The organism is Agrococcus sp. HG114 (genome assembly GCF_024723325.1).
In the GTDB taxonomy this organism is placed as follows: Bacteria; Actinomycetota; Actinomycetes; order Actinomycetales; family Microbacteriaceae; genus Agrococcus.
The window spans coordinates 1-24,070 of the sequence record NZ_JANQCH010000010.1 but is presented as its reverse complement, the minus strand read 5'-3'; the positions used below and the strand labels follow the sequence as shown (position 1 = coordinate 24,070).

The 24,070-nt window shown below is 72.8% G+C and carries 23 protein-coding genes and 1 tRNA gene; 7 read left to right on the top strand and 17 right to left on the bottom strand.

The window, feature by feature from the left end; translation table 11 throughout:
* Nucleotides 1–4: 4 nt before the first annotated feature.
* The 5 genes from NWP09_RS02315 to NWP09_RS02295 form a co-directional block, all read right to left on the bottom strand.
* Nucleotides 5–883: a MurR/RpiR family transcriptional regulator gene (locus tag NWP09_RS02315; RefSeq protein WP_258273931.1), complete on the bottom strand. Its 879-nt coding sequence runs from the start codon at nt 881–883 to the stop codon at nt 5–7.
* Between the two features lie 131 nt (nt 884–1,014).
* Nucleotides 1,015–2,877, bottom strand: a complete 1,863-nt coding sequence (locus NWP09_RS02310; protein ID WP_258273930.1) for a PA domain-containing protein — start codon at nt 2,875–2,877, stop codon at nt 1,015–1,017.
* A 214-nt stretch (nt 2,878–3,091) separates the two neighbouring features.
* Nucleotides 3,092–4,360 carry a YihY/virulence factor BrkB family protein gene (locus NWP09_RS02305; protein WP_258273929.1) on the bottom strand — a complete coding sequence of 423 codons (1,269 nt, stop codon included), beginning with the start codon at nt 4,358–4,360 and terminating at the stop codon, nt 3,092–3,094.
* Between the two features lie 86 nt (nt 4,361–4,446).
* Nucleotides 4,447–4,983, bottom strand: a complete 537-nt coding sequence (locus NWP09_RS02300) for a TetR/AcrR family transcriptional regulator (protein WP_258273928.1) — start codon at nt 4,981–4,983, stop codon at nt 4,447–4,449.
* The gene (locus tag NWP09_RS02295) at nt 4,976–5,818 is read right to left on the bottom strand and encodes an alpha/beta fold hydrolase (protein ID WP_258273927.1); all 843 of its coding nucleotides are present in this window, start codon (nt 5,816–5,818) and stop codon (nt 4,976–4,978) included. Before NWP09_RS02295 ends, NWP09_RS02300 begins: the two co-directional genes overlap by 8 nt.
* Nucleotides 5,819–5,843: 25 nt before the next feature.
* Here NWP09_RS02295 and NWP09_RS02290 point away from each other — a divergent pair, with 25 nt between their 5' ends.
* Nucleotides 5,844–5,969, top strand: coding sequence for a hypothetical protein (locus NWP09_RS02290; RefSeq protein WP_258273926.1), 126 nt, complete (start codon nt 5,844–5,846; stop codon nt 5,967–5,969).
* Nucleotides 5,970–5,982: 13 nt separating this feature from the next.
* Here the strand turns inward: NWP09_RS02290 and NWP09_RS02285 are convergent, their stop codons facing one another.
* From NWP09_RS02285 to NWP09_RS02260, 6 genes are read right to left on the bottom strand one after another with little or no spacing between them, the layout of a single operon-like run.
* Nucleotides 5,983–6,780, bottom strand: a complete 798-nt coding sequence (locus tag NWP09_RS02285; protein ID WP_258273925.1) for an aldolase/citrate lyase family protein — start codon at nt 6,778–6,780, stop codon at nt 5,983–5,985.
* A complete protein-coding gene (locus tag NWP09_RS02280) occupies nt 6,777–7,592 on the bottom strand; it encodes a 2-keto-4-pentenoate hydratase (RefSeq protein WP_258273924.1) in 816 nt (271 codons plus the stop codon). The genes NWP09_RS02285 and NWP09_RS02280 overlap by 4 nt, the downstream gene beginning before the upstream one ends.
* Nucleotides 7,589–8,683: a 3,4-dihydroxyphenylacetate 2,3-dioxygenase gene (hpaD, locus tag NWP09_RS02275; RefSeq protein ID WP_258273923.1), complete on the bottom strand. Its 1,095-nt coding sequence runs from the start codon at nt 8,681–8,683 to the stop codon at nt 7,589–7,591. The genes NWP09_RS02280 and hpaD overlap by 4 nt, the downstream gene beginning before the upstream one ends.
* A 37-nt stretch (nt 8,684–8,720) precedes the next feature.
* Nucleotides 8,721–10,214 carry a 5-carboxymethyl-2-hydroxymuconate semialdehyde dehydrogenase gene (hpaE, locus tag NWP09_RS02270; protein ID WP_258273922.1) on the bottom strand — a complete coding sequence of 498 codons (1,494 nt, stop codon included), beginning with the start codon at nt 10,212–10,214 and terminating at the stop codon, nt 8,721–8,723.
* A gap of 52 nt (nt 10,215–10,266) precedes the next feature.
* Nucleotides 10,267–10,965, bottom strand: a complete 699-nt coding sequence (locus tag NWP09_RS02265; RefSeq protein ID WP_258273921.1) for a GntR family transcriptional regulator — start codon at nt 10,963–10,965, stop codon at nt 10,267–10,269.
* Complete coding sequence (locus NWP09_RS02260; protein ID WP_258273920.1) at nt 10,962–12,476, bottom strand: fumarylacetoacetate hydrolase family protein; 1,515 nt, start codon at nt 12,474–12,476, stop codon at nt 10,962–10,964. Before NWP09_RS02260 ends, NWP09_RS02265 begins: the two co-directional genes overlap by 4 nt.
* Before the next feature lie 172 nt (nt 12,477–12,648).
* Here NWP09_RS02260 and NWP09_RS02255 point away from each other — a divergent pair, with 172 nt between their 5' ends.
* On the top strand, nt 12,649–14,049 hold the full coding sequence (locus NWP09_RS02255) for an MFS transporter (RefSeq protein ID WP_258273919.1): 1,401 nt from the start codon (nt 12,649–12,651) through the stop codon (nt 14,047–14,049).
* A 66-nt stretch (nt 14,050–14,115) separates the two neighbouring features.
* On the opposite strand, the gene NWP09_RS02250 is transcribed toward NWP09_RS02255, so the two are convergent.
* Entirely contained in the window at nt 14,116–15,306 is a 1,191-nt protein-coding gene (locus NWP09_RS02250) for a RimK family alpha-L-glutamate ligase (RefSeq protein WP_258273918.1), read from the bottom strand.
* Between the two features lie 34 nt (nt 15,307–15,340).
* Here NWP09_RS02250 and NWP09_RS02245 point away from each other — a divergent pair, with 34 nt between their 5' ends.
* From NWP09_RS02245 to NWP09_RS02235, 3 genes are all read left to right on the top strand, one after another.
* Entirely contained in the window at nt 15,341–15,829 is a 489-nt protein-coding gene (locus tag NWP09_RS02245; protein ID WP_258273917.1) for a RimK/LysX family protein, read from the top strand.
* Nucleotides 15,822–16,778: a succinylglutamate desuccinylase/aspartoacylase family protein gene (locus NWP09_RS02240; protein ID WP_258273916.1), complete on the top strand. Its 957-nt coding sequence runs from the start codon at nt 15,822–15,824 to the stop codon at nt 16,776–16,778. Before NWP09_RS02245 ends, NWP09_RS02240 begins: the two co-directional genes overlap by 8 nt.
* A 126-nt stretch (nt 16,779–16,904) precedes the next feature.
* Nucleotides 16,905–17,381 carry a DUF1772 domain-containing protein gene (locus NWP09_RS02235; RefSeq protein WP_258273914.1) on the top strand — a complete coding sequence of 159 codons (477 nt, stop codon included), beginning with the start codon at nt 16,905–16,907 and terminating at the stop codon, nt 17,379–17,381.
* A gap of 1 nt (nt 17,382) precedes the next feature.
* On the opposite strand, the gene NWP09_RS02230 is transcribed toward NWP09_RS02235, so the two are convergent.
* The 3 genes from NWP09_RS02230 to NWP09_RS02220 all read right to left on the bottom strand — a co-directional run bounded on the left by NWP09_RS02230 (nt 17,383) and on the right by NWP09_RS02220 (nt 19,622).
* A complete protein-coding gene (locus NWP09_RS02230; RefSeq protein WP_258273913.1) occupies nt 17,383–18,135 on the bottom strand; it encodes a sulfite exporter TauE/SafE family protein in 753 nt (250 codons plus the stop codon).
* Nucleotides 18,136–18,139: 4 nt separating this feature from the next.
* Complete coding sequence (locus NWP09_RS02225; protein WP_258273912.1) at nt 18,140–18,853, bottom strand: IclR family transcriptional regulator; 714 nt, start codon at nt 18,851–18,853, stop codon at nt 18,140–18,142.
* A 127-nt stretch (nt 18,854–18,980) separates the two neighbouring features.
* Nucleotides 18,981–19,622 (bottom strand): MBL fold metallo-hydrolase, encoded by a 642-nt coding sequence (locus NWP09_RS02220; protein WP_258273911.1) that lies wholly within the window; start codon nt 19,620–19,622, stop codon nt 18,981–18,983.
* Nucleotides 19,623–19,681: 59 nt separating this feature from the next.
* On the opposite strand from NWP09_RS02220, the gene NWP09_RS02215 reads away from it, so the two are divergent.
* Nucleotides 19,682–20,572, top strand: a complete 891-nt coding sequence (locus NWP09_RS02215; RefSeq protein WP_258273910.1) for a diacylglycerol kinase family protein — start codon at nt 19,682–19,684, stop codon at nt 20,570–20,572.
* 83 nt (nt 20,573–20,655) lie between these two features.
* Nucleotides 20,656–20,728: transfer RNA gene (locus NWP09_RS02210), tRNA-Glu, on the top strand.
* Nucleotides 20,729–20,877: 149 nt separating this feature from the next.
* On the opposite strand, the gene NWP09_RS02205 is transcribed toward NWP09_RS02210, so the two are convergent.
* Nucleotides 20,878–22,770 carry an FAD-binding monooxygenase gene (locus NWP09_RS02205; protein WP_258273909.1) on the bottom strand — a complete coding sequence of 631 codons (1,893 nt, stop codon included), beginning with the start codon at nt 22,768–22,770 and terminating at the stop codon, nt 20,878–20,880.
* Nucleotides 22,771–23,076: 306 nt separating this feature from the next.
* Nucleotides 23,077–23,952, bottom strand: coding sequence for an endonuclease domain-containing protein (locus tag NWP09_RS02200; RefSeq protein WP_258273908.1), 876 nt, complete (start codon nt 23,950–23,952; stop codon nt 23,077–23,079).
* Between the last annotated feature and the right edge of the window lie 118 nt (nt 23,953–24,070).

Here is a 24,070-nt window from a genome sequence, read left to right as displayed (position 1 = left end):
GCCGTCAGCGGCCGCGCGCCGCTGCTGCGCCCCGCAGCGCCTCGACCTGCTCGATGCGCTCCCTGCCCGCCTCGCCTCGCCGCGCCGTCACGCCGGCGATCACGGCCTCGACGAGCGCGAGCGCGGGCACGAGCGAGTCGAACGGCGACGGCGCGTGGACGTCCGAGGGCAGGACCGCAGTCGCGACCTCGGCCGCAGGGGAGAGCCAGCGGTCCGTGAACAGCACGACGGCGGCGCCCCGCTCGCTCGCGACGCGCGCGAGCCGCACGACCTCGGGGTCGTACCTCCGGTAGTCGAACACCACGAGCACACTGCGCCGCTCCAGGTCCGAGACCGCCGTCAGCCGCCCGAGCTCGCCCTCCTCGAGCACGGCCGTGTGCGGGCGCAGCAGCGCGAGGTGCGACCCGAGGTACTGCGCGAGCATCCGGCTGAAGCGACCGCCGACGAGCGAGACGGGGCGGCGCGGATCGGACAGCAGCTCGACCGCGACGTCGAACTCGCGCTGCGGGAGCGCGTCGATCGTGCCGGTGACGCCGGCGGAGAGGATGCGCGCCGCGCGCGCGAGGCCGTCGTCGGCGACGTGCAGCTCCGGGCGGCCGTACTGCTCGAGCGGTGAGCCGAGGCGCTCGTGCACCTCCCGCATCAGCCGTCGCTGGAACTCGGGGTAGCCGCCGAAGCCGAGCCGAGTGACGAAGCGCACGACCGTCGGCGGGCTGACGCTCGCGCGCCGGGCGAGCTCGGCGACGGTCTCGAGACCCGCGATCGGGTAGTGCGCGAGCAGTGCCCTCGCCACCTTCCGCTCGCCGTCGCTGAGCGTGTCGAGCGCGCCGCGCACGAGGTCGCTGAGCGCGCCCGCGCCCGCGCTCTCGGGGTGACCGGTCACGATCCGCCTTTCCGCCTGCCTCCGACCGTACCGCGCTTCCCGCCGAGCGAGTCGCGGCGCGGGAGGACGCCCGGAACGCCCGGAGGGGCCGGCACGATGCCGACCCCTCCGGGCGCTCCCGCAGCCCGGGCTCACGGATCGACGAAGATCCAGAGGCCGGAGTCGCGGTCGCTCGCCAGGATGTACGTCTGGCCGTCGCGGACGAACGTCTCGACGCCCCAGAAGTTGTTCCCCTCGGGGTCGAGGTAGCCGCCGACCTCCACGAGCTCGCACGTCGTCGGGTCGGCCTCGGAGGCGCACTGGATCTGCACCGCCCGCAGCCCGCCGCTGTAGTACGACAGGTAGGCCAGCGACGGGTCGAGCGGGTCTGTGGCCACCTCGTGCACCGACAGGTCGCCGAAGCCCTCCGCGAAGTCCGGGTCCATCGCCTCGGGGATCACGAACGTGTCCACGTCCGTGAGGCTCATGTCGTCGCCCACCGCGAAGAGGTGCACGTAGCCCCAGCCGTCGAAGACGGCTCCGACATCCGTGACCACATCGCCCACGGTGCCGACCGCGATCGGCGCGTCGACCGTCTCATCGCCCTCCAGGCACGCGTCGATGTCGAAGCCCGCGGTGTCGAACAGGTCGTACCCCGCTTCCCGGCCGATGAAGATGACCGGGATCTCATCCGTGGTGTACGAGGGCACGGTCGTCGCGTTGCACGCGTCGGCACCCTCGCGGTTCATGATGAGCATCGCGTCGTACCCACCGGCGGCCAGCACCGTCTGGACCTTCTCCTCGAAGAAGCACTCGCCGCGCTCGACGACCGCGATGTAGCCGTCCTCCGACGGGGCTGCGAGCACTGCGTCGCCCGGGCACGCCTTGCCGAGGAAGACCGCGGTACCCGTGATCGCCTCCGCCTCCTCGATGGTCGTGAGCTCGCCGGCCCGCGCGTTCGCGACATCGCCGTCGTCCGTCGTGACGACGAGGCGGTACGCGTCGAAGTCCTCATCGGTGCCGATGACGAAGCGGTCGTCCGACGTGAACTCGGCCTGGTGCGCGTTCCCCTCGGGGATGAGCTCGTAGCCGAGGGCCGCGAGCACCTCCGGGTCGACAGGGGCGAAGTCGCTGTCGGCGACGTACACCGGGTTGGCGGGGTCGTCGACGTCGAGGATCACGTAGCCGCCGTCCCAGTAGGAGAGCAGCATGTAGAACGTGCCGTCGATCTCCTTCACGACCATGTCGTGCAGGAACGAGTCCGTCAGACCGAGTGCCGGCTGGGAGACGCCGAACTCGTTGAGGTCGAACTCGCCGATGAGCATCGGCTTCTTCGGGTTCGTCACGTCGAAGATGTCGACGTCGGACGCCTCCTCGTCATCGGTCGCGACGAGGTACGCCCGCCCGTCGGCCTGCCACAGGAACGCGCTGTGCGTCTGGTTGACGTCGGGCGTCGCGCGCGCTCCGTCGATGGTGATGTCGCCGAAGTGCTCGCTGAGCTTCTTGGGCTTGAGGGGGTCGGTCACGTCCCACAGTGAGATGCCGGCCTTCCCGTTCTTGCCGCACTGCTCGTGGTTGACCACCAGCACGTCGCCCGAGAACTGCTCCGTCTCGAAGCGGACGACCTGCATGCCCTCGCCGATGAGCGTGTCCTGGTGGGTGGGGATGAAGCCCACCTCCACGGGGCTCTCCAGGTCGGAGATGTCGATGACGTACACGCCGCCATCGGGCGAGCCCTGACCGCCGGTCTCGGGCCCCGCGCAATCCGACCCGCCCCAGCGGGCGAGGTAGGCGTAGTCGCCGTCCGGGTCGACGGCCACATCGGCGATGAGCCCCTCCTCGGCGTCGTGCACCGTGACCTGGCCGACGAGCGCGATCTTGCCCCATTCGCCGGTGCCGAGCAGGTGCCCGTCGTCCGGCCCGTGCTGTCCCGGCCCCGCGTTCGCCGCGGGCGCGGACAGCGCTATCACGACCGCCGCCGCAGCGCCTGCGACGACGAAGCGCGAACTCCTCATGTCCGATCTCCTTCCGGATGTCGCCGTTGACATCCCTCGAGGAACTGCGCGCGATGGAGCGGCGCGCGACGCACCGATCCGCATGCGCCCGGGCCGTCCACCGCTGTACGCGGGGGATGCTACGCCGGAGTGCAGGGCTGGACAACAGTGTTCTTGAACGGCGCAGGGCCGATGCACGGCCGGGACTGGCGCGCCCGGGCCCCCGGCCCCTCGGTCAATCCTTGCGGGGGAAGATGCCGAGGAACTTGCGCTTGACCCGGCTCCGGCGCTCGGGGTGGTCTGCGGCCGCATCGGGGTCGCGGCCCGCCTCGCGGACGCCCCTGTCGGTGCGGTCGCGACCGTCGTCGCCCCTGGCCGAGCCGTCGCGCCCGCCGGCGACGGCCGGGTCGTCGCCCAGCTCCTCGCGCAGCTCGCGGCCCTCGGCCTCGAGCTTGTCGCGCGCCGCGGCCTTCTTCTCGACCTTCTTCGTGGAGCGGGGCGGCAGCTGGATCGCCGACTCCGCCTCGATGCCCGCCTGCAGCTCGCGCGCGCGCTCGACCTCGGCGTCGACCTCGGCGCCGAGCAGCAGCACGATGTTGAAGATCCAGAGCGCGAACAGCAGCGCCATGACGGTGCCGATCGTGCCGTACGAGCTGTAGCCCGCGAAGAAGGAGAAGTAGACCCACAGCGCCACCGCGGCGATCGCGATGCCGACGATCGCGATGACCGAGCCGATGCTCACCCACGTGAACTTCGGCTGCTGCAGGTTGGGCGCGAGGTAGTAGAGCAGCGCGATCATCGCGATGACGAGCGCGAGGATCACCGGCCACTTCAGCCATGCCCATACGGGGAGGAACGCCCCGGTCATGAACGAGACGAAGCCCCCGAGGCCCAGCGGCTCGGCGAGCGGAGCGAGCAGGCCGCCGACGAGCGCCTCGTTCAGCGCGAGGGAGACCAGCACGAGGAAGACCCCGACGAGCAGCGCGAGCGTGATGAGGAGCATCGTCGCCGTCTGCCGGATGAGGCCGCGACCCTCCTCGATGCCGTAGATGATGTTCATGCTGCGCGAGAACGCCTTGACATAGGCGGATGCGGCCCAGACGGCCGTCGCGATGCCGATGATGAGCGCGATGACGCCGCCGGTCGCGGAGTCGGAGAGGGTCTCGACGAGGTCGACGACGAGTGCGCGGTAATCGGCCGGCACGTAGCGCTCGACGACCTGGTCGACGAGCTGGGTGACGATGCTCGCGTTGTTCGCGAGCACGAGCGAGACGATCGAGAAGACGGCGAGCAGCCCCGGCGCGAGCGAGAGCACCGTGTAGTACGTGAGCATCGCCGCGAGATCGGTGCCCCCGTCGCTGCCGAACTCCTTCAGCGCGCGCTTGAGCGCGTACTTCCAGCTCTGGCCCTCGAGCTTCGGCGGCGAGTCCGGCTTGGCTCCGTGGTCGGGATCGGGTGCGTCGGCCGCATCCAGGGTGGCGTCGATCGGGTCGCTGCTCTGCATGGCCGTCCTCCCGGTGGCTCGTCCTGAGGCACAGGACTGTACCCCGGCCGACCGGACGGGGGCTGGGACGCTCCGCGCGGCTCCGCTCAGCCCACGAGGCGCTCGACGAGGCGGTCGAAGGATGCGTCGACGTCGGTGCCGAGGCCGAAGCCGCCGGCCGCCTCGAGGGTCGCGAAGCCGTGCGCCGCGGCACGAAGGCCTCGCAGCGCGTGGATCGCGTCGTCGCCCGAGAGCCCCGCGACAGCACGGCCCGCGAGGTCGAGCACGCGCGCGGCCGCCGCCTCGAGCGCCGGGTGACCGGACGGCTGCACGGGCAGCGCCCGGTAGCGGGCCGGGTAGCGCACCGCGAACGCGCGGTAGGCGTGGAGGAAGGCGCGAGCGGCGTCGTCGGCGCCGTGGTCGGCGGTGGCGGTGGCGAGCGCGTCGGCGAGGTCGTCGTAGGTGCGGGCGGCGGTGAGCGCCTCGAGCTCCGCGAGCCCGTCGACGTGCTTGTAGATGGACGGCGGTCGCACGCCCGCTCGAGCGGCGATCGCGCCGATCGAGAGGGGCGCGCCGCCCGTGGCGTCGAGCTCGGCGAGCGCGAGCTCGACGAGCGCCTCGCGGGAGAGGCCCGCCCTAGGCACGCGGCGCCCTGGCCGGGCCGTCGACGAGGCCGAGCCCGTGCGCGAGCGCCACCACCGCATCCGCCGTCTGCCCCGGTCGCTCTGCGTGCGGGTAGTGGCCGGCGCCCGGCACCATGCGCACCTCGGCGACGCCCGCGGGCATCGCCGAGGCGTACGCGCGCGCCTCGGCCACGGGGTCGCGGAAGTCCGGGTCGCGCTCGCCCATCACGACCGTCACGGGCGCGCTCTGCCGACCGCGGACGTCGAGGGCGTCCTTCGCCGTGCCGGCGCCCATCGCGGCGAGCGCAGCGGTGCCGTGCGGCCGGCGGAGCGAGGCGACGATGCGCCGGCGGTGCGCCGCGAGGTCGGCCGGCGCCGACTCGTGCAGCGAGCGGTAGAAGAGGGACCACGCCCACGGGGTGCGCGTGACGAGGCGCGTCGCGGCGCGCATCGCGGGCGAGGCGGCCGGGGCGCTCGCCCACGGAGCGAGTGCCACCGCTCCCACGACAGCGTCGGGGGCGAGCTGCGTCGCGAGCAGCGCGCTGTCGGGGGTGTACGAGTGGCCGACGACGATCGCGGGCCCGCCGAGCCGCTCGACGAGCGCGACCCCCGCCCGCGCGATGGCCCGCTGGCTCACGATCGGCTCGGCGGGCGCGTCCGAGTCGCCATGGCCGGGCAGGTCGAGCGCCGCGACGCGCAGACCGCGCTCGACGAGCAGCGGGGCGAGGTGGCGGTATGCGCTGCGGAGGTCGCCCATGCCCGGGAGGCACACGATCAGGGGGCCCTCCCCGGTGACGTCGTAGGCGAGGTCGACGCCTTCGAAGGGCAGGCGGGCGGACGCGGTGCGCGAGGTCATGCCATCAGGCTAATTGCATTAGCCAATGGCGTCAACGACGGCGGCTCGGCGCGGAGCAGTGGTGCACGCGCCCGCTCGGTCGGAGACGCGCTCCGACGGGTCGCAGTCCAACTTCTTCCGGCTCGACAACCCGGAGCGCGAGGACGGCTGACCGCCCGTCGCCGCTAGTAGGAGTCGGCCTCGCCCGCCGGGCGCTTGAGTCGCGCGACGGCGGCCTCCGAGCCGCGGGCCATGAGCGTCACGTCGGCCGCGACGAACACGAACGCGGCGCCGCGCGCGATGCACCGGTCGGCGTCGGCCTCCGCGAACGCGTTGACGCCCACGGGCTTGCCCACGGCGCGCACGGCGTCGATCGTCGCGTCGACCGCGGCGACGACGGCCGGCTCCGAGGGGCGCCCGGGGTAGCCCATCGAGCCGGCGAGGTCGGCCGGGCCGATGAACAGCGCGTCGACGCCGTCGACCGCCGCGATCTCGGCGGCGTTCGCCACCGCATCGGCGGTCTCGATCTGCACGGTCACCGACACGTGCGCATCCGCCCGCTGCACGTAGCCGGCGAGCCGGCCCCAGCGGGAGGAGCGGGCGAGCGCCGAGCCGATGCCGCGCGCGCCCTCGCGCTCGCCGGCGCCGCCGGGGTAGCGCGCCGCGCGCACGGCGGCGCGCGCGTCGTCAGCGGTGGAGACCATCGGCACGAGCAGGTTCTGCGCACCGAGGTCGAGCACCTGCTTGATGATCACCGGGTCGTTCCACGGCACCCGTACGAGCGTCGTGACCGGGTAGGCGGCGGCCGCCTGCAGGATCGGCAGCAGCTCCGAGACGGTGATCGGCCCGTGCTCGCCGTCGACGAGCAGGAGGTCGGCGCCCGAGCCGGCCATGATCTCGGCCGCGAGGGCACTGCCAGATGCGTTCCAGAGGCCGACGAGGGGAGCGTCGGCGGCGGCGAGGGCGTCGCGGAACGTCGTCATCGGAAGGCCACCTCGACGAGCCCGGCGTCCTGGAACTCGACGCGCACGCGGTCGCCGGGGTGCACCCACACGGGTCGCGTGAACGAGCCGGCGAGGATGAGCTCGCCCGCCTCGAGCCGGTCGCCGTGGCTCGCGAGCTTGCCCGCGAGCCACGCGACGCCGAGCGCCGGGTGGCCGAGCACGCCGCCCGAGACGCCCGTCTCGATCACCTCGTCGTTCACGAAGCACTGGGCCCCGATCCACGCGAGGTTCCGGTCGCGCGGGCCGATCTCGGTCTCGCCGACGACGACCGCGCCGAGCGCGGCGTTGTCGCTGATCGTGTCGACGATCGTGCGGCCCTGCAGCTCGATGTGCGAGTCGAGGATCTCGAGCGCGGGGACGACCACCTCCGTCGCGTCGAGCACCTGGTCGATCGTGAGCCCCTCGCCCTCGAGCGGGGAGCGCAGCACGAACGCGAGCTCGACCTCGACGCGCACGTTCGACCACTGCGCGTGCTCGACCGTGTCGCCCGAGCGGTACGCCTGATCGGCGAAGATCACGCCGTAGTCGGGCTCGGTGATGCCGGTCGCCTCCTGCATCGCCTTGCTCGTGAGCCCGATCTTCCGGCCGACGAGCCGCGCGCCGGCCTCCTCGCGGCGCGTGCGCCAGATGCGCTGCACCGCGTAGGAGTCCTCGATCGTCGCCTGCGGGAACCGGGTCGAGATCCGCTCGATCGTGCCGCGCGCGCGCGTGGCCTCGGCGAGCTCGTCGGCGATGCTCGTCACCGTCGCGTCGTCGAGGCCGCGCCCCGGCCGCAGGTGAGGGGTCGTCACAGCTGGTTGCCGATCTTGAAGCCCTTCGACGCCTCGCCGCGGTAGGTGCCGTCCTCGTCCCCGGCGCGCGTGTACGAGAAGCCGTCGGCCCCGATCGTCACCTCCATCTCGCTCGAGTCGGTGCGCTCGACGATCTCGACGACGTTGCCGTCGAGGTCGAGCACGGGGGATGCCTCGGTGTACCACGAGGGCACGACCGGGTTGCCCCACCAGTCGCGGCGCTGGTTGTCGTGCACGTCCCAGGTGATGACGGGGTTGTCGGGGTCGCCGGTCCAGTAGTCCTGCGTGTAGATCTCGACGCGGTGGCCGTCGGGGTCGGTGATGTAGAGGTAGAACGCGTTCGAGACGCCGTGACGGCCCGGTCCCCGCTCGATGTGGTCCGACATCCGCAGCGCGCCGAGCTTGTCGCAGATCTGGATGATGTTGTGCTTCTCGTGCGTCGAGAACGCGATGTGGTGCATGCGGGGGCCGTTGCCGCCGGTGAGCGCGGTGTCGTGCACCGTGCCCTTGCGGTGCATCCACGCGGCGTAGGTCACGCCCTGGTCGTCCTGGATGTCCTCGGTGACGCGGAAGCCGAGGTCCTCGAGGTACTTGCGGCCGCGCGGCACGTCGGGGGTCACCTGGTTGAAGTGGTCGAGGCGCACGAGCTCGCCCGCCGAGATGAGGTCGTAGCGCTGGTGCAGCCGCTCGGCGTGCTCGGTCGCGTAGAAGAACTCGTACGGGAAGCCCAGCGGGTCCTCGACGCGCACGCTGTCGCCGAAGCCCTTCTGGAAGCCGTCCGCACGTCGCTCGGTGCGGCAGCCGAGCTCCTTGTAGTAGGCCTCGGCGCGATCGACGTCCTCGGGGGTGCGCACGCGGTACGCGAAGGCGGCGACGGCCGCGACCGGGCCCTTGCGCAGCACGAGGTTGTGGTGGATGAACTCCTCGAACGAGCGCAGGTAGATCGCCTCGTCGTCCTCCTCCGTCACGTGCAGGCCGAGCACGTCGACGTAGAACGCGCGGCTCGCGGCGAGGTCGGTGACGACCAGGTCCATCGCGGCGCAGCGGATGATGTCGGGCGCGGGCACGCTCGGCTTGGGGATCTCGTTCATGGTGCTTCTCCTTCGAAGGGTGGGTCGGCTGCGGCGGTCAGGCGGATGCGCCGAAGCGGGTGGTGTGGACGTCGCCGAGGGTGATGTGCACCGCCTGCTGGTCGCTGTAGAAGTCGAGCGAGCGGTAGCCGCCCTCGTGGCCGAGGCCGGAGGCCTTCACGCCGCCGAAGGGGCTGCGCAGGTCGCGCACGTTGTGGCTGTTGAGCCACACCATGCCGGCCTCGACGTCCTGCGCGAACAGGTGCGCCCGCTTGAGGTCGTTGGTCCAGATGTAGGCGGCGAGGCCGTACTTCGTGTCGTTGGCGAGCTCGAGCGCCTCCGCGTCGGAGTCGAACGGCGTGATCGCGACGACGGGGCCGAAGATCTCCTCCTGGAAGATGCGCGCGTCGGGCTGGACGTCGGCGAACACGGTGGGTGCGACGAAGTTGCCCTCGGGGAAGGCCTCGGGGCGGCCGCCGCCGGCGACGAGCCGGCCCTCGTCCTTGCCGATCTCGACGTACGACATGACCTTGTCGAAGTGCTCGGGGTGCACGAGCGCGCCGACCTCCGTCTTCGGGTCGGCCGGGTCGCCGACGACGATGCGCTTCGCGCGCTCGGCGTAGCGCTCGACGAACTCGTCGTACACGGAGCGCTCGACGAGGATGCGGCTGCCGGCCGTGCAGCGCTCGCCGTTGAGCGAGAAGACGCCGAAGAGGGTCGAGTCGATGGCGGCATCGAGGTCGGCGTCGGCGAAGACGACCGCGGGGCTCTTGCCGCCGAGCTCCATCGAGAGCGCCTTGAGGTGCGGGGCGGCGTTGCCGAAGATGAGCTTGCCGGTGCTCGACTCGCCGGTGAACGAGATGAGCGGCACGTCGGGGTGCTTGACGAGCGCGTCGCCGGCGGTCTCGCCGAAGCCGTTCACGAGGTTGAACACGCCCTTGGGCAGGTCGGCCTCCTCGAAGATGCCGGCCCACAGCGACGCCGACAGCGGCGTGAACTCGGCGGGCTTGAGCACGACCGTGCAGCCGGAGGCGAGCGCGGGGCCGAGCTTCCACGACTCGAGCATGAACGGGGTGTTCCACGGCGTGATGAGACCGGCGACGCCCTTGGGCTTCCGGTTGACGTAGTTCACCTGGCTGCCCGGCACCTTGTAGGTGTCGTCGCGGCCGGCGACGATGAGGTCGGCGAAGAAGCGGAAGTTCTCGGCCGCGCGCTGCGCCTGCCCTCGCGCCTGCGTGATCGGCAGCCCGGAGTCCCACGACTCGAACTGCGCGAGCTCCTGGTCGCGCGACTCGACGATGTCGGCGATGCGGGAGAGGATGCGCGCGCGCTCGCGGTTCTTCATGCGCGGCCACGGACCCTCGTGGAACGCGCGCGTGGCGGCGGCGACGGCGAGGTCGATGTCGGCCTGCTTGCCGGAGGCGGCGACGGTGTAGTCCTCGTTCGTGACGGGGTTGAGCACGCCGAACGTGTCGCCGTCGACCGACGGGACGCGCTCGCCGTCGATGTAGTGGGGGATCAGGTCGGGGATGCCTGCGGGCTGCTCGGCCATGGTGGCTCCTTCTCTCGGTCGATCGGTGGTGGACGTCGCTCGTCGCGGCGCGTCAGGGCTTGGGGTGGGTGCGGTGCAGGTAGGCGTCGGGCGTCGCGAGGCGGTGCGCGCGCACGGCGAGCTCGATGCGGCGCGGGTCGGCGCCCATCTCGATGAGCCCGAGGATCGCCTCGTGCTCGTCGACGGAGGGGACGGCGCGGCTCGGCACGAACGAGAACGTCGACTGGCGCAGCCGCGCGAGCCGCTTCCAGCACGTGTCGATGACGTCGCCGAGCACCTCGTTCGCGCACACGTCGGTGAGCCGGCGGTGGAAGGCCTCGTTGAGGGCCGTGAACTGCACGGGGTCGAAGTCGGCGAGCGACTGCCGCATCTGCTCGTTGATCGCGCGGGCGTCGGCGACGTCGGCGGCGGAGTAGAGGCCGGCCGCGAGCGAGATCGCGGCGCCCTCGACGTAGGAGAGCGTCTCCATCGTGTCGTGGTACTCGAGCTCGTCGATCTCGGCGACCCGCGCGCCGATGTTGCGCTCGAACGTCACGAGGCCCTCGGCCTCGAGGCGGCGGATCGCTTCGCGCACCGGCACGACGCTCATGTCGAGCTCCCGGCCGATCGCGTCGAGCACGAGCCGGTAGCCGGGGGAGTAGGTGCCGTCGACGATGCGGTCGTGGAGCAGCCGGTAGGCGCGCTGCGACTTCGAGGGCGCGACGGCGCCGCCGGAGTCGGCGAGCGCCGCCTCCCGGCGCCGCGGGCTCACGACCCCTCCCGGCCGGTGGTCTCGGCCTCGAATCGCGCGCGCCACTCGGCGTCCATCGGGAAGAGCCCGTCGACCGGGTGCCCGGCCTCGACCTGCCGGGCGATCCACTCCTCCTCCGCCTCGGTGCGGAGGCACTCCTCGACGAGCTCGCGCACGAGCGCGGGCGGGATCACGAGCACGCCGTCGCCGTCGCCGACGATGATGTCGCCGGGCTGCACGGTCGCGCCGCCGCACGCGATCGTCTCGTCGAAGGACCACGGCACGTGGAGCCGGCCGAGCACCGCGGGGTGGCCACCCGCGTGGTAGGTCGGCACGCCGATCTCGGTCACGACGTCGAGGTCGCGCACGCCGCCGTCCGTGACGATGCCCGCCGCGCCGAGGTGGCGCGCTCGGAGAGCGAGGATGTCGCCGAGCGTGCCCGAGCGGTTGTCGCCGCGCGCCTCGATCACGACGACCTCGCCCGGCCGGAGCGAGTCGAACAGGCGCTTCTGGGCGTTGTAGCCGCCGCCGTGGCTCGCGAAGAGGTCCTCGCGGTTGGGCACGTACCGCAGCGTGCGCGCGACGCCGACGAGCCGCTTGCCGGGCTGGGTCGAGCGCAGGCCGTCGATCGAGACGTTGTTCAGCCCGCGCTTGCGGAGGGCCGACGAGAGCGTCGCGAGCGCGACGCGGGAGAGCTGCCCGCGCAGCTCGTCGTCGAGCACGGGCTCGGCGGGCGCCTGGAACTCGTCGATCGGCCGTCCGGACGCGTCGGCCCACTGCTCGGGCGTCGGCTTCGGCTGCGCGGAGTACGGCGGGAGCACCTGCTCGCCGACCCGCACCGTGGAGGCGAGCCGCCCCGTCGAGACCCGCTCGCCGTCGATCGTCATCGCCGACACCTCGACCTCGACGGTCTGCCCGGGGGAGAAGGTCGATGCGTCCGCGGGGGTGCCGGTGAGGATGACGTCGCCCGGCTCGAGCGTGACGAGCTGCGAGAGATCGCTCACGATCTGCGGCAGCGAGAAGATGAGCGTCGACGTGGAGTCGTGCTGCACGAGCTCGCCGTCGAGCCAGGTGCGCACCTCGATCGCGCGCGGGTCGAGGCGGCGGGCGTCGAGGAGCGCGGGCCCGATCGGCGTCATGCCGTCGCCGCCCTTCGAGCGGATGTTCGAGCCCTTGTCGACCCATCGGAGGTCGAAGACGCCCAGGTCGTTCGCCGCCGTGATCGACGCGACGTGAGCCCACGCATCCGCCTCGCCCACGGCGCGCGCGTGGGAGCCGATGACGATCGCGATCTCGCCCTCGAAGCCGAAGATCTCGGTGCCGGCCGGCACGACGACCTCGCCGCCGGTCGAGAGCGAGGTCGCGGGCTTCATGAAGTAGCCGGGCGCCTCGGGCGTGCGGCCCTTCTGGGCGGCGCGGGCGCGGTAGCCGATGTGCATCGCGAAGACCTTGTTGGGCCGGGCGCCGAGCAGGCTCCAGGCCGCGGCAGCGGCGGGGACGGCGTCGGTGGCGGGCTGCGTCGATGCATGCATGCGCGGCATCGTATACGATTCCAGATTCGTTCCGCAAGGCTTGGAGATCGGGCCGGCACGGCGCCGACGAGCGCTCGTCGGAAGTGCTTGCCGTCGTGCACGAAATCGTATATCTTCCATCCAGTCCCTCGGCACCGAGCCCTCGGAGCCCCCATCTGACAAAGGAGTCAGCGTGTCTCACAGCACGACGCCTCACCTCGCGACCTCGAAGAGCGAGCGCAACCGCGTGCTCGCCGCGGTCGTCGTCGGCACCACGATCGAGTGGTACGACTTCTTCATCTACGCCTTCATGGCGAACCTGGTCTTCGCGCAGCTCTTCTTCGAGCCGGCGGGCCCGGGCCTCGGCCAGATCATCGCGCTCGTGACGATCGGCATCTCGTTCCTGTTCCGCCCGCTCGGCGCGTTCCTCGCGGGCCACTTCGGCGACAAGCTCGGGCGTCGCCCGATGCTCGTGCTCACGCTCCTCCTCATGGGCGCGGCCACGACGCTCGTCGGCGCACTCCCGACCTACGAGCAGATCGGGATCCTCGCGCCGATCCTGCTCATGCTCCTCCGCGTCCTGCAGGGCCTCTCGGCCGGCGGCGAGTGGGGCGGCGCCGTGCTCATGGCCATCGAGCACGCGCCGAAGGGCCGCCGCGGCCTGTACGGCTCGTTCGTGCAGTCGGGCGTGCCGCTCGGCATGCTGCTCGCGACCGGCATCCTCGCGCTCGTGCGCGCGCTCTTCCCCGGTGACGCGTTCCTCGAGGTCGGCTGGCGCATCCCGTTCTTCATCTCGATCCTGCTCGTCATCGTCGGCTACGTCGTCCGCCGCGCGGTCGAGGAGTCGCCGGTCTTCGAGGAGATCAAGCAGACCGCGCAGCAGGAGTCGGCGCCGATCATCCAGGTGTTCCGCAAGTACGGCCTGATCGTGCTCTTCTGCGCGATGGTCTTCATGGGCAACAACGCGGTCGGCTACATGACGACCGGCGGCTACATCCAGGGGCTCGCCTCGCGGCCCGTCGACGCGGGCGGCTACGGCTTCGACCCGGTGGGCGTGCAGCTCGCGAACCTCGCGGGCGCGGTCTCGTGGCTCGTGTTCACCTTCGTCGCCGGTTGGGCCTCCGACCGCATCGGACGCAAGAAGCTCTACCTCATCGGCTGGGTCGTGCTCGCCGCGGGCGTCCTGCCGCTGTTCGCGCTGACCGCGACCGGCGTCGCGGGCGTCGCGATCGCGACGACGCTGCTCGGCGTCGGCCTCGGCCTCACCTACGGGGCGCAGGCGGCCTGGTACGCCGAGTCGTTCCCGGCCTCGGTGCGCTACTCGGGCGTCTCGATCGCCTACGCGATCGGCGCGGTCATCGGCGGCGCCTTCGCGCCCACGATCGCCCAGGCGCTGCTGCAGGCGACCGGCTCGACGTGGTCGATCGTCGTGTACCTGCTCGGGACGATCGCGATCTCGGTCATCGGCACGCTGCTGCTCAAGCAGCGCAACGACGTGCCGCTGTCGATCGAGTTCGAGCACTCGGGCCAGTTCGGCACCTGGAAGCAGGGCGACCCCGACCCCACCGCCGTCGAGTCGCGCGCGACGCGCTGACGCACGCGAAGGGGGCCGGCCGCGAGGCCGGCCCCCTGTCGCGTGCGCGGCGGCGCATCCGATGCATCACTCCTCGGGCAGCGGCTCCTTCGGCAGCCTCTTGACGCGCGCTCGGCGCTTGGGCCGCGCGGGGATCATGGAGCGCATCTCCTCGAGCCGGCCGAAGCACAGCAGCCGGTCCTCGGCGTGCAGCGTCTCGCGTCCTTTCGGGTTGGGGATGACCGTGGTGCCGCGGTGGAGGGTGAGGACGGTGATGTCGCGCTCCCGCAGCCCCGACTCGCTCAGCGACTTGCCGACGAGGTCGGCGTCGCCGTGCACGACGAGCTCCGCCACGCCGTAGCCGGTCGAGACGCTCAGCCGCTCGCGCACGTCGATCTGCGGGAACGCGACCTGGTCGTCGATGTAGTCGATGATCGCGCCGGCGACGTCGAGCCTCGTGGCCGTCTCGATGCCCTCGAGCCCGGGGGACGAGTTCACCTCCATCACGAGCGGCCCGTCGTTGCCCTCGAGCATGTCGACCCCCGCGACCTTGAGGCCCATGATCTGCGCGGCGCGCACCGCGACGCGCTCGGAGTCGGCGTCGAGGGTGACGGCCTCGACGCTGCCGCCGCGGTGCACGTTGGAGCGGAACTCGTCGCCCTGGGCGGTGCGCCGCATCGCTGCGACGACGCGGTCGCCGACCACGAGCGCGCGGATGTCGCGGCCCTTGCTCTCGGTGACGAAGCGCTGGATGAGCACCTGCTGGCGGGTGCTCTGCAGCGTCTCGATGATCGCCTCGGCGACCTTGATGGTCGGCGCGAGGATGACCCCGATGCCCTGCGTGCCCTCGAGGAGCTTGAGCACGACCGGCGCGCCGCCGACGCGCTCGATCGCGGGGATCACGTCGGCGCGGTCGCGCACGAAGGTCGTCGGCGGCATGCCGATGTCGTGGCGCGCGAGGATCTGGGTCGCCCGGAGCTTGTCGCGCGAGTTGGCGATGCCGTTGGCGGTGTTGGGCGTGTACACGTCCATCTGCTCGAACTGCCGCACGACGGCGGTGCCGAAGTAGGTGATCGAGTTGCCGATGCGCGGCAGGATCGCGTCGTAGTCGGTGAGCTGGCGGCCGCGGAACTGCAGGTCGGGCGCGTCGCCCGACAGGTCGATCGCGAACCGGAGGGTGTTGAGCACCTTGACGTCGTGCCCGCGGTCGGCGGCCGCGGCCCGCAGCCGGCGGGTGCTGTACGAGCGCGGCGCGCGCGAGAGGATGGCGAGCCTCATGGGTGGCGCACCTGCCTTCCTGTTGGATGGGCGCATGGCAGACGACCATCCTGGCAGGCCGGCGCTCGCCGGATGGCGCGAGTGGGTCGGCATGCCCGGGCTGGGCGTGCCGCACGTGAAGGCGAAGCTCGACACCGGCGCGCGCTCGAGCGCGCTGCATGCGTTCGACCTCGAGGAGCTCACGCGCGACGGTCGGGACTGGGTGCGGTTCAGCGTGCACCCGTGGCAGCGCTCCGACGCCGACGCCGTGCTCGTCGAGCACCCCGTGCACGACCGCCGGCTCGTGCGCTCGTCGACCGGCCACGCGCAGGAGCGGATCGTGATCCGCACGGCGATCGAGCTGCTGGGGCGCTCGGTCACCACCGAGGTGACCCTCGCGCGCCGCGACGAGATGGGCTTCCGGCTCCTCGTCGGGCGCGAGGCCCTGCGCCAGGGCTTCGCCGTCGACGCCGCGCGCTCCTACCTCGGCGGGCGTCCCCCGCGCGCCGTGCGGCTGCGCAACCGGGGGCGCGCCGGTGCGTGAGTCGTTCGCGATCGGCGCCGTGCGCGTGCGCGCAGGGCAGGCGAAGAGCGTCGACCTGCCGATCGCGCGCCTCGTGACGGGCGGCGACGTGTCGCTGCCCGTGCGCGTCGTGCACGGCCGCGAGCCCGGCCCCGCGGTGTGGCTGGATGCGGCGGTGCACGGCGACGAGGTCGTGGGCGTCGAGGTCATCCGCCGGGTGCTCGCGGCGGTGTCGCCGAGGACGCTGCGGGGCACGCTCGTGGCCGTGCCGGTCGTCAACGTGCTCGGCTTCATGACCGGCGACCGCTACCTGCCCGACCGGCGCGACCTCAACCGCTCGTTCCCCGGCGCCGCGCGCGGCTCGCTCGCGAGCCGCATCGCGCACCTCCTGATGACCGAGGTCGTCGCGCGCTGCGACGTGGGCATCGACCTCCACACCGGCTCCGACCGCCGCGACAACCTGCCGCAGGTCCGCGCCGACCTCGACGACCCCGAGACGCGCCGGCTCGCGGCGGCGTTCGGCGCGCCGGTCATGCTGCACGCGCGCCTCCGCGACGGCTCGCTGCGCCAGGCGGCGCGGGAGGCGGGCTCGATCGCGCTGCTGTACGAGGCGGGCGAGGCGCTGCGGCTCGAGGAGCAGCCGGTCGCCGCGGGCGTCGCGGGCGTGCTCCGCGTGCTCGCCGCGCTCGGCATGCTCGAGGAGCAGCCGGAGCCGGAGGCGGAGCCGGTCGAGTGCCGCGCGAGCGGCTGGGTGCGGGCGCGCGGCTCGGGCATCCTCCACCTCGAGGTCGAGCTCGGCGACCGGGTGGACGCGGGTGCGCGGCTCGGGCGCGTCGCCGACGCCTTCGGCACGGGCGGGCGCATCGTGCGCGCCGACCGCGACGGCATCGTCATCGGGCTGACCCGCGCGCCGATCGTCCACGCGGGCGACGCGGTGGCCCACATCGCCGCGCCCGAGGGCTCGGCCTGAGCGGTCGGCCCGGAGCGCTCGACGCCTGAGCGATCGGCCCCTCGGGGATCGCAACGGACCGGTCCCGCAGGTCGGGTCCGACGCATCCGCCCCTCGCTCGTCACTCGCGCACCGTACGATCCGCTCATGGACTCCGCGGGCACGGTCGTGCTGCTCATCGCGACGGTCGCCGCCGGTGTCGGCGCCGGCGTGTTCCTCAGCTTCTCGAACGCCGTCATGCCGGGGCTCCGGCGCGTCGACGACCGCGCGTTCGTCGCGGCCTTCACCGCGGTGGACGGAGCCATCCTGAACCCGCTCTACCTCGGCGGCGTCTTCCTCGGCCCGCTCGCGCTCGCGATCGCGGCCGCGCTGCTCCACCTCGGCGACGCGGCGCTCGCCTGGATCCTCGCGGCCGGCGCGCTGCAGCTGGCCGTCATCGCCATCACGGGCACCGTCAACGTGCCGCGCAACGACGCGCTGCGCGCCGCCGGCGACGCCGCCCGCACCGATGCCGCCGAGGCGCGCGCCGCGTTCGACGAGGCGCGCTGGTCGCGCTGGAACCACGTGCGCGCGGTGCTCTCCGCCGCGACCGCCGCGTGCCTCGCCGTGGCGCTCGCGAGCTGAGTCAGCCCAGCAGCCCCGTCGCACCCGTGACGATCAGGGCGGCTCCGCCCAGCACCGACAGGACGATGATCGCCGAGCGCACGACGCGCGCGCTCACGAGGTGCGCGAGCCGGTTGCCGAGCAGCACGCCGGCGAGCACCGGCAGCGCGAGCACGAACCATGCCCACAGCGGCCAGTCGGGCGACCCCTCGGGCGCCACGAACGGCCTCACGACCACGATCGCGCCGCTGATGAGCACCCAGAACGGCTGCATCGTGGCGACGAACGTCCGGTCCTGCCAGCCCGACAGCAGCGAGTAGGCGCCCACCGCGGGCGCCCCCATCCCCACGCTCGCGTTGAGCAGCCCGATCGCCGTGCCGGCGGCGATGCGCAGCCCCGGCCCGTCGTGCGCGCGGGCAGCGCTCGTGAACGCGACGCTCACGACGACGCCGGCGATGGCGATCGCTCCCACGGCGATGCGCAGCAGGTCGGTGTCGAGGCCCCGCGCCAGCAGCAGCCCCGGCACCATGAGCGCGAGCGCGGGGATCGCGATCCACAGCAGCCGCCGCCAGTCGATGTCGCGCCACACCTTGGGCAGGATGATGATGCACGCGATCGCGCCGTAGAGGTTCACGACGAGCACGGCCGCGAGCGGCCCGCCGACGAGCGCGATCGCGGGGGTGACGACGAGCCCCCAGCCCATGCCGATCATCCGCTGGCCCGCGGCGCCGATGCAGACGGCGACGAGCGCGACGACGAACGAGAGCAGGTCCATGCCGCTAGCGGAGGTCGCGCTCGATGGCGCGAGCGGTGCGCTGCACGGCGGCGCCCAGCGCCCCCGTGTCCGGCTCGCCGACCGTGACGACCGCGACCGACGCATCCGTCGTGCCGCGCGACGCGATCGGCGCGCCGACCGAGGTGATGCCCTGGATCACCTCGTTCGCGCTCACCGCGTAGCCGCGCTCGCGGACCGACGCGACCTCGGGGTGCATGGGGCCGTCGTGGCCGAGCGCGCGCCACGTCGCCTCGTCGAGGAGCGACTGCAGGGCGATGCCCGGGGCGCCGAGCGCGATGGGGTGCCGGTGGCCCGGGTGCTGGGCGACGGATGCGTTGACGCCGCGGGGCACGGCCGTCACGAGCGTGACGGCGTCGTCGCCGTCGCGCACGGCGAGGAACGCGGTGGCGCCCAGCTCGTCGGCGAGCTGCTGCAGGTGGGGGAGCGAGGCCGACTGGAGGTCGTGCTCGACGTCGCGCGCGAGCACGACGAGCTGGGGGCCGAGGGAGAGGAGGCCGCCCGCGTCGCGCACGACGAGGCGGTGCTCCTCGAGGGTGCGCACGAGCCGGTAGGCGACCGAGCGGTGCACGCCGAGGAGGTCGGCGAGCGACTGGATCGTCTGGGTGCCGTGGTCGGCGAGCAGCGAGAGCGCCCTGAGCCCCCGCGACAGGGTCTGCGACCCGGTCGTCTCGGCTCGCCCTGCGGTGGTCGTCGGCATCGTCGCTCGCTCTCGTCGCGGCGCCCACCCGGACGCACTGTTCCAAGGATAGAACGGCCAGTTCAGATAGCGGCACGCGCGCGGCGGGCGGCGCCCCGATGGACAGCGCGCGCCGGGCGCGCGGGCGTCAGTGCTCGCCGACGGGGAGGGAGTCGCCCGGCTGCAGGCGGTGGTGCACGCCGCCGTGCTCCTTCGCGGCACCCTCGATGCGCGCGTGCGCGAGCTCGAGCCCCATCGGCGAGAGCGGCGCGTCGTGCACGGCGAACGTCGCGCGCGGGGCGACCGCCATGACGAAGTCCATCACCTCGCTGATCTTGAGCCAGGGCGCGCCGGCGGGCGTCGCGAGCACCTCGACGCGCACGTCGGGCGCCGCGAACGAGTCGCCCGGGTAGTAGAAGCGCTCGTTGACGAGCACGCCGAGGTTGTCGACGATCGGGATCGAGCGGTGGATCTCGGCGTGCCGGCCGCCGAAGAAGCGCAGCCGGAACGGGCCGGCGGTCACGCGCTCGCCCGCCTCGACGACCGTGATGTCGAAGCCGCTCGCCGCCTGGGCGACGCCCGCGGGCGCGTAGATCGGGGTGCCGGGGTGCGCGGCGAGCAGGTCGCGCAGGTGCGGCTCGTCCCAGTGGTCGGCGTGCTCGTGCGTGATGACGATCGCCACGAGGCCGGGTGCCGAGACGGGGCCCGTCTGGTTGCCGGGGTCGATGACGAGCTGGCGCCCCTCCTCGTCGAGGATCATGCACGCGTGCTCTCGCTTGGTCACTCGCATGGCACCCACGATAGGCGGTGCGGCGGGGGCGCCCCAGTGCGCTCGCCTAGGCTCCAAGCGTGCGCATCGTCGTCGCCTCGAACCCCGCCGCCCGCTTCGGCCGCGCCGGTGCGGTCGGCCAGCTCGTCGCCGCGCGCATCGCCGATCTGGGCCACGAGGTGCAGCACGTCGTCGCGGCGGACTCGCGCGGTCAGCTCGAGCAGACGCGCTTCGCGATGACCACGGCGGATGCGCTCGTGGTGGTCGGCGGGGACGGCATGGTGCACCTCGGGGTCAACATCGTGGGCGGCACCTCGAAGCGGCTCGTCGTCGTGCCCGCGGGGAGCGGCAACGACTTCGCCGCCGCGCTCGGCGTCCGCCGCGCCGAGGATGTGCTCGACCGGCTCGAGGAGGTGCTCGCGGCCGAGCCGGAGCGCTTCGACCTCGTGCGGATCGAGCACCCCGACGGGGTGGCGCTCGCGGCCGGCGTCGTGTCGGTCGGCTTCGACGCCGACGTCAACGTGCGCTCGTTCACGCTCACGCGCGTGCCGAGCCGACTGCGCTACCACGCGGCGATCGCGGCGACGCTGCTGCGGCCGCGGCACCGCGCGTTCCGGGTGCGGCTCGACGGCGGGGAGCAGCGCTCGTGGCGCACGCTCATCGCCGCGATCGCGAACAACCGCACCTTCGGCGGCGGCATCCCGATCGCACCGGCCGCCTCGATGCGCGACGGCCGCCTGCTCGCCGTGCTCGCCGACGAGCTCTCCTACCCGCGGTTCCTCGTGCTGCTCGCGAAGGTGCTCCGCGGTGCGCACACGACGGATCCCCGCGTGCACTCGATCGAGTGCGAGACCGCCGAGATCGAGAGCGACGAGACGGTGGTCGTGTGCGCCGATGGCGAGATCGTCGGGCGGCTGCCGGTGCGCTGCACGACCATGCGCGGCGCGCTGCAGGTGCTGCGCGCGCCGTGAGCGGCCGCGTGCCGCCTCGATTTGGCGAGCGCCGGAATCGTGTGGCACACTATCCAGGTTGCTTTCGCGAGCGAGAGCAGCACGGCCCCATCGTATAGCGGCCTAGTACGCCGCCCTCTCACGGCGGTAACGCGGGTTCGAATCCCGCTGGGGTCACACCAGGAGCGCCCCCGGTCTCACGGCCGGGGGCGCTTCGCCGTTCGGCGCGTCCGGGACGCGCGCGGAGTGCCGCACGCGCATCCGCGCCCATCCGGCGCACCGCGAGAGGGCCCGACCGCGTTGCGATCGGGCCCTCTCTTCGTCGACTACGCCGCGGCGGGCAGCAGCGCGCCGCGGAAGTACGCCGCGAGCTCGTCCGTCGCCGTGAGCGGCAGCACCGCCCCGACGTACTGGTCCGGGCGCACGACGACGATCGCGCCGTCGCGCGAGATCCCGCGCTCCTCGAAGATGTCGCTGTCGGGCGCGACGCCGAAGACGTTCTCGAGGTTCACGAGCTCGAACGGCCCGACGACCGGCTTGAACGCATCCGGCACCTCGTTCATGAGCACGTCGTGGTGGCCCTGCTGGTAGACCACCTTGACGTCGATGAGGGCGCTCGAGTCGCGGCCCGCGGGCGTGTGCACCGCGATCGGCGACTCGGGGGAGCGCTCGAGCCACTCGGCGAGCTCGCGGGTCGCGGATGCCTCGGCGGGCGTCGCCCGATCGGCGAACACGTAGACGCGGTAGCGGCCGTCGGCGGTGTGGAAGTGGCCGAGGTGCACCGGGTTGGTGTCGCACACCTTCACGACGCGAGCGGACTTGAAGCGCTTGCCGACGGGGAAGCCGGTCGCGAGCTGCTGGTGCTCGGTGCCCGCGACGATCTGCGAGCGCTGGTACTCGGTCATGAACCCGGCGGGGAACTCCATGGTGCGGGTGTAGAACTCGGCGACCTCCTCCGGGCTGCCGAGCTCGCTCGCGGGCTTCGCCATGAGCGTCGACCACTCCTTGTCGAAGTCGATGAGGTTCTGCGCGACGACCTGGCGCTCGAGCGAGTAGGTGTCGAGCAGGCTCTCGGGCGCGCGGCCGTCGAGCACGTGGCCCAGCTTCCAGGCGATGTTCCAGCCGTCCTGCATCGAGACGTTCATGCCCTGGCCGGCCTTCGCGCTGTGCGTGTGGCAGGCGTCGCCCGTGATGAACACGCGCGGGGTGCGGGTGCCGCGCTCCTCGGCGAGCACGTCGTCGAAGCGGTCGGTGATGCGGTGACCGACCTCGTAGATGCTGTTCCAGGCGACGTTCTTCACCTCGAGCGTGTACGGCGAGATGATCGCGTTCGCCCGTGCGATGACCTCCTCGAGCGGGGTCTGGCGCACCTTGCCGTGGTCGTCCTCCGGCACCTCGCCGAGGTCGACGTACATGCGGAACAGGTAGCCGCCCTCCCGTGGGATGAGCAGGATGCTGCCGGCGCTCGACTGGATCGCGCACTTCGTGCGGATGTCGGGGAAGTCGGTGACCGCGAGCACGTCCATGACGCCCCACGCGTGGTTGGCCGACTGGCCGGCGAGCGTGCAGCCGATCGCGGAGCGCACGGCGCTGCGGGCGCCGTCGGCGCCGATGACGTACTTCGCGCGGATGATCCGCTCCTCCTCCTTCCGCGTGCCGGCCGTGTGGGCCACCGTGACGCGAACGGGGTAGTCGCCCTCGCCGGTCACCTCGAGGCTCTTGAACTCGTAGCCGTAGTCGGGCGTCACGCGGCCCGGCGCGTTCGCGGCCGCGGCCGCGAAGTAGTCGAGCACGCGCGCCTGGTTCACGATGAGGTGCGGGAACTCGGAGATGCCGGAAGGGTCGTCGGGCGGGCTCGACGTCTTGACGATGTGCGTGGGGTTCTCGGGGTCGGGGGTCCAGAACGCCATCTCGGTGATGCGGTACGCCTCCGCCGTGATCGACTCCGCGAAGCCGAACGCCTGGAACGTCTCGACGCTGCGCGCCTGGATGCCGTCGGCCTGACCGATCGCGAGCCGCTCGGGGCGACGCTCGATGATGCGCACCGCCACGTCGGGGAACTGCGCGAGCTGCGCGGCGGCGATCATGCCGGCCGGGCCGCTGCCGACGATGAGCACGTCGACCTCGTCGGGCAGGTCTGCGGGCCGGTCGAGCCCGATGCCGGCGGCGGGCTGCACCCGCGGGTCGGTGGACACGTAGCCGTGGTGGTGGAACTGCACGGGTGCTTTCCTCACTCCTATGTGGGGACGATCGATGTCGTCGTCACGTGTTCGATATGTGAACACGTGCTTCGATTATTGATACACAGCGTACGGGCGATGCCGACCGGGAGCAACCGCGCGCCCTGCTGGCTCCGGGGCTGCAGGCAGCGCCCGCCGTCCCACCTCAGCAAGGAGCGATGCCCGCACACGCACGGGCAAGGACGGGATGGCCATCGATCGGTGGCCGTCCTTGCCCAGGCGCCGGGCGTCCGAATCGGGTGGGCCGCCAGCCCGGCATCCGGCAGCACCCTGCGGAGGCCCCCGTCAGCGCTCTCGGGCCGCGGTCGGGCGGACCTGCGCGATGTGGGGCGGACCCGGCCGGCCCTGCGCGAGCACGAGCGCGATGAGCGCCATCGTGCGCGCGCGCTCGTGCACGACGTCGGCGTAGCCGAAGCGCAGCCAGCGATCGCCGTTCGCCGTGATCGCGCTGTTGCGGCGGCGGTCCTTCATGGCCTGCCGCTCGTCGTCGTGCCACGCGGCGCCATCGGCCTCGACCCACAGCCATCCGTCGACGAGCAGGTCGCTCCGGCCGCCGCCGGGTGCGGGCACCTGCGTCTCGACGCGCCAGCCGCGGTCGCGGCACGGCACGCGCAGCAGCGACTCGAGCCCCGACTCGGCGCTCGGGTCGACCTGCCGCCGCCACGGCCGGCAGCGCTGCGGCAGCAGCTCGAACAGCCGGTCGAGCCCTGCCTCGTCGAGCAGCCCGCGGTGCAGCGCGCTGTCGATCGACGCGATCGCATCGTCGCGCTCGACGCGGCGAGCATGCTGGGCGAGCGCGTCCACGATGCTCACGCGCCACGGCCGGGCGTCGGGCTCGAAGGCCGTCCACAGCCGCTCGGTGCCGGCGGTCGCGCCCCGATCCGAGTTCGGGGTGAGCGCGACCTGCACGGGGGTGGGATGCGTGACCCACACCCCGTAGGACCGGAGGGCAGACGCCCCGCCGAGGATGCCTCCCGCGGAGAGCGCGCTGCGCACCGCCGGGTCCGCCGTAGGAAGGAGCAGCCACGAACGGCCGATCGCGGTCAGCCCTCCGGTGGCGACCGCACCGCGGAGCGCGTGGTAGCTGTGCCCCAGCCGCCGCAGCGCCGCCCGCGTGCTGGCGCCTCCAGCCGCGTCGACGTCGAGCAGGAGGTCGCGCATGGCGGGGAGTGTGCGCGGCCGCGGCTGCTGCGCGGGCGAGCGGTGCAAGGGGGTGTGGATGACGGTGGGCCGGGGCCAGGGCCAGGGGCGGGGCCGGAGGCCGGGCGGGGGCCAGGGC

What these genes read in the sequence shown, in the direction of transcription:
- NWP09_RS02310 (WP_258273930.1), bottom strand. Translation starts at nt 2,877, where the DNA reads ATGAGGAGTTCGCGCTTCGTCGTCGCAGGCGCTGCGGCGGCGGTCGTG.
- NWP09_RS02305 (WP_258273929.1), bottom strand. Translation starts at nt 4,360, where the DNA reads ATGCAGAGCAGCGACCCGATCGACGCCACCCTGGATGCGGCCGACGCA.
- NWP09_RS02295 (WP_258273927.1), bottom strand. Translation starts at nt 5,818, where the DNA reads ATGACCTCGCGCACCGCGTCCGCCCGCCTGCCCTTCGAAGGCGTCGAC.
- NWP09_RS02290 (WP_258273926.1), top strand. Translation starts at nt 5,844, where the DNA reads ATGGCGTCAACGACGGCGGCTCGGCGCGGAGCAGTGGTGCACGCGCCC.
- NWP09_RS02285 (WP_258273925.1), bottom strand. Translation starts at nt 6,780, where the DNA reads ATGACGACGTTCCGCGACGCCCTCGCCGCCGCCGACGCTCCCCTCGTC.
- hpaD (WP_258273923.1), bottom strand. Translation starts at nt 8,683, where the DNA reads ATGAACGAGATCCCCAAGCCGAGCGTGCCCGCGCCCGACATCATCCGC.
- hpaE (WP_258273922.1), bottom strand. Translation starts at nt 10,214, where the DNA reads ATGGCCGAGCAGCCCGCAGGCATCCCCGACCTGATCCCCCACTACATC.
- NWP09_RS02260 (WP_258273920.1), bottom strand. Translation starts at nt 12,476, where the DNA reads ATGCATGCATCGACGCAGCCCGCCACCGACGCCGTCCCCGCCGCTGCC.
- NWP09_RS02250 (WP_258273918.1), bottom strand. Translation starts at nt 15,306, where the DNA reads ATGAGGCTCGCCATCCTCTCGCGCGCGCCGCGCTCGTACAGCACCCGC.
- NWP09_RS02245 (WP_258273917.1), top strand. Translation starts at nt 15,341, where the DNA reads ATGGCAGACGACCATCCTGGCAGGCCGGCGCTCGCCGGATGGCGCGAG.
- NWP09_RS02235 (WP_258273914.1), top strand. Translation starts at nt 16,905, where the DNA reads ATGGACTCCGCGGGCACGGTCGTGCTGCTCATCGCGACGGTCGCCGCC.
- NWP09_RS02230 (WP_258273913.1), bottom strand. Translation starts at nt 18,135, where the DNA reads ATGGACCTGCTCTCGTTCGTCGTCGCGCTCGTCGCCGTCTGCATCGGC.
- NWP09_RS02225 (WP_258273912.1), bottom strand. Translation starts at nt 18,853, where the DNA reads ATGCCGACGACCACCGCAGGGCGAGCCGAGACGACCGGGTCGCAGACC.
- NWP09_RS02220 (WP_258273911.1), bottom strand. Translation starts at nt 19,622, where the DNA reads ATGCGAGTGACCAAGCGAGAGCACGCGTGCATGATCCTCGACGAGGAG.
- NWP09_RS02200 (WP_258273908.1), bottom strand. Translation starts at nt 23,952, where the DNA reads ATGCGCGACCTCCTGCTCGACGTCGACGCGGCTGGAGGCGCCAGCACG.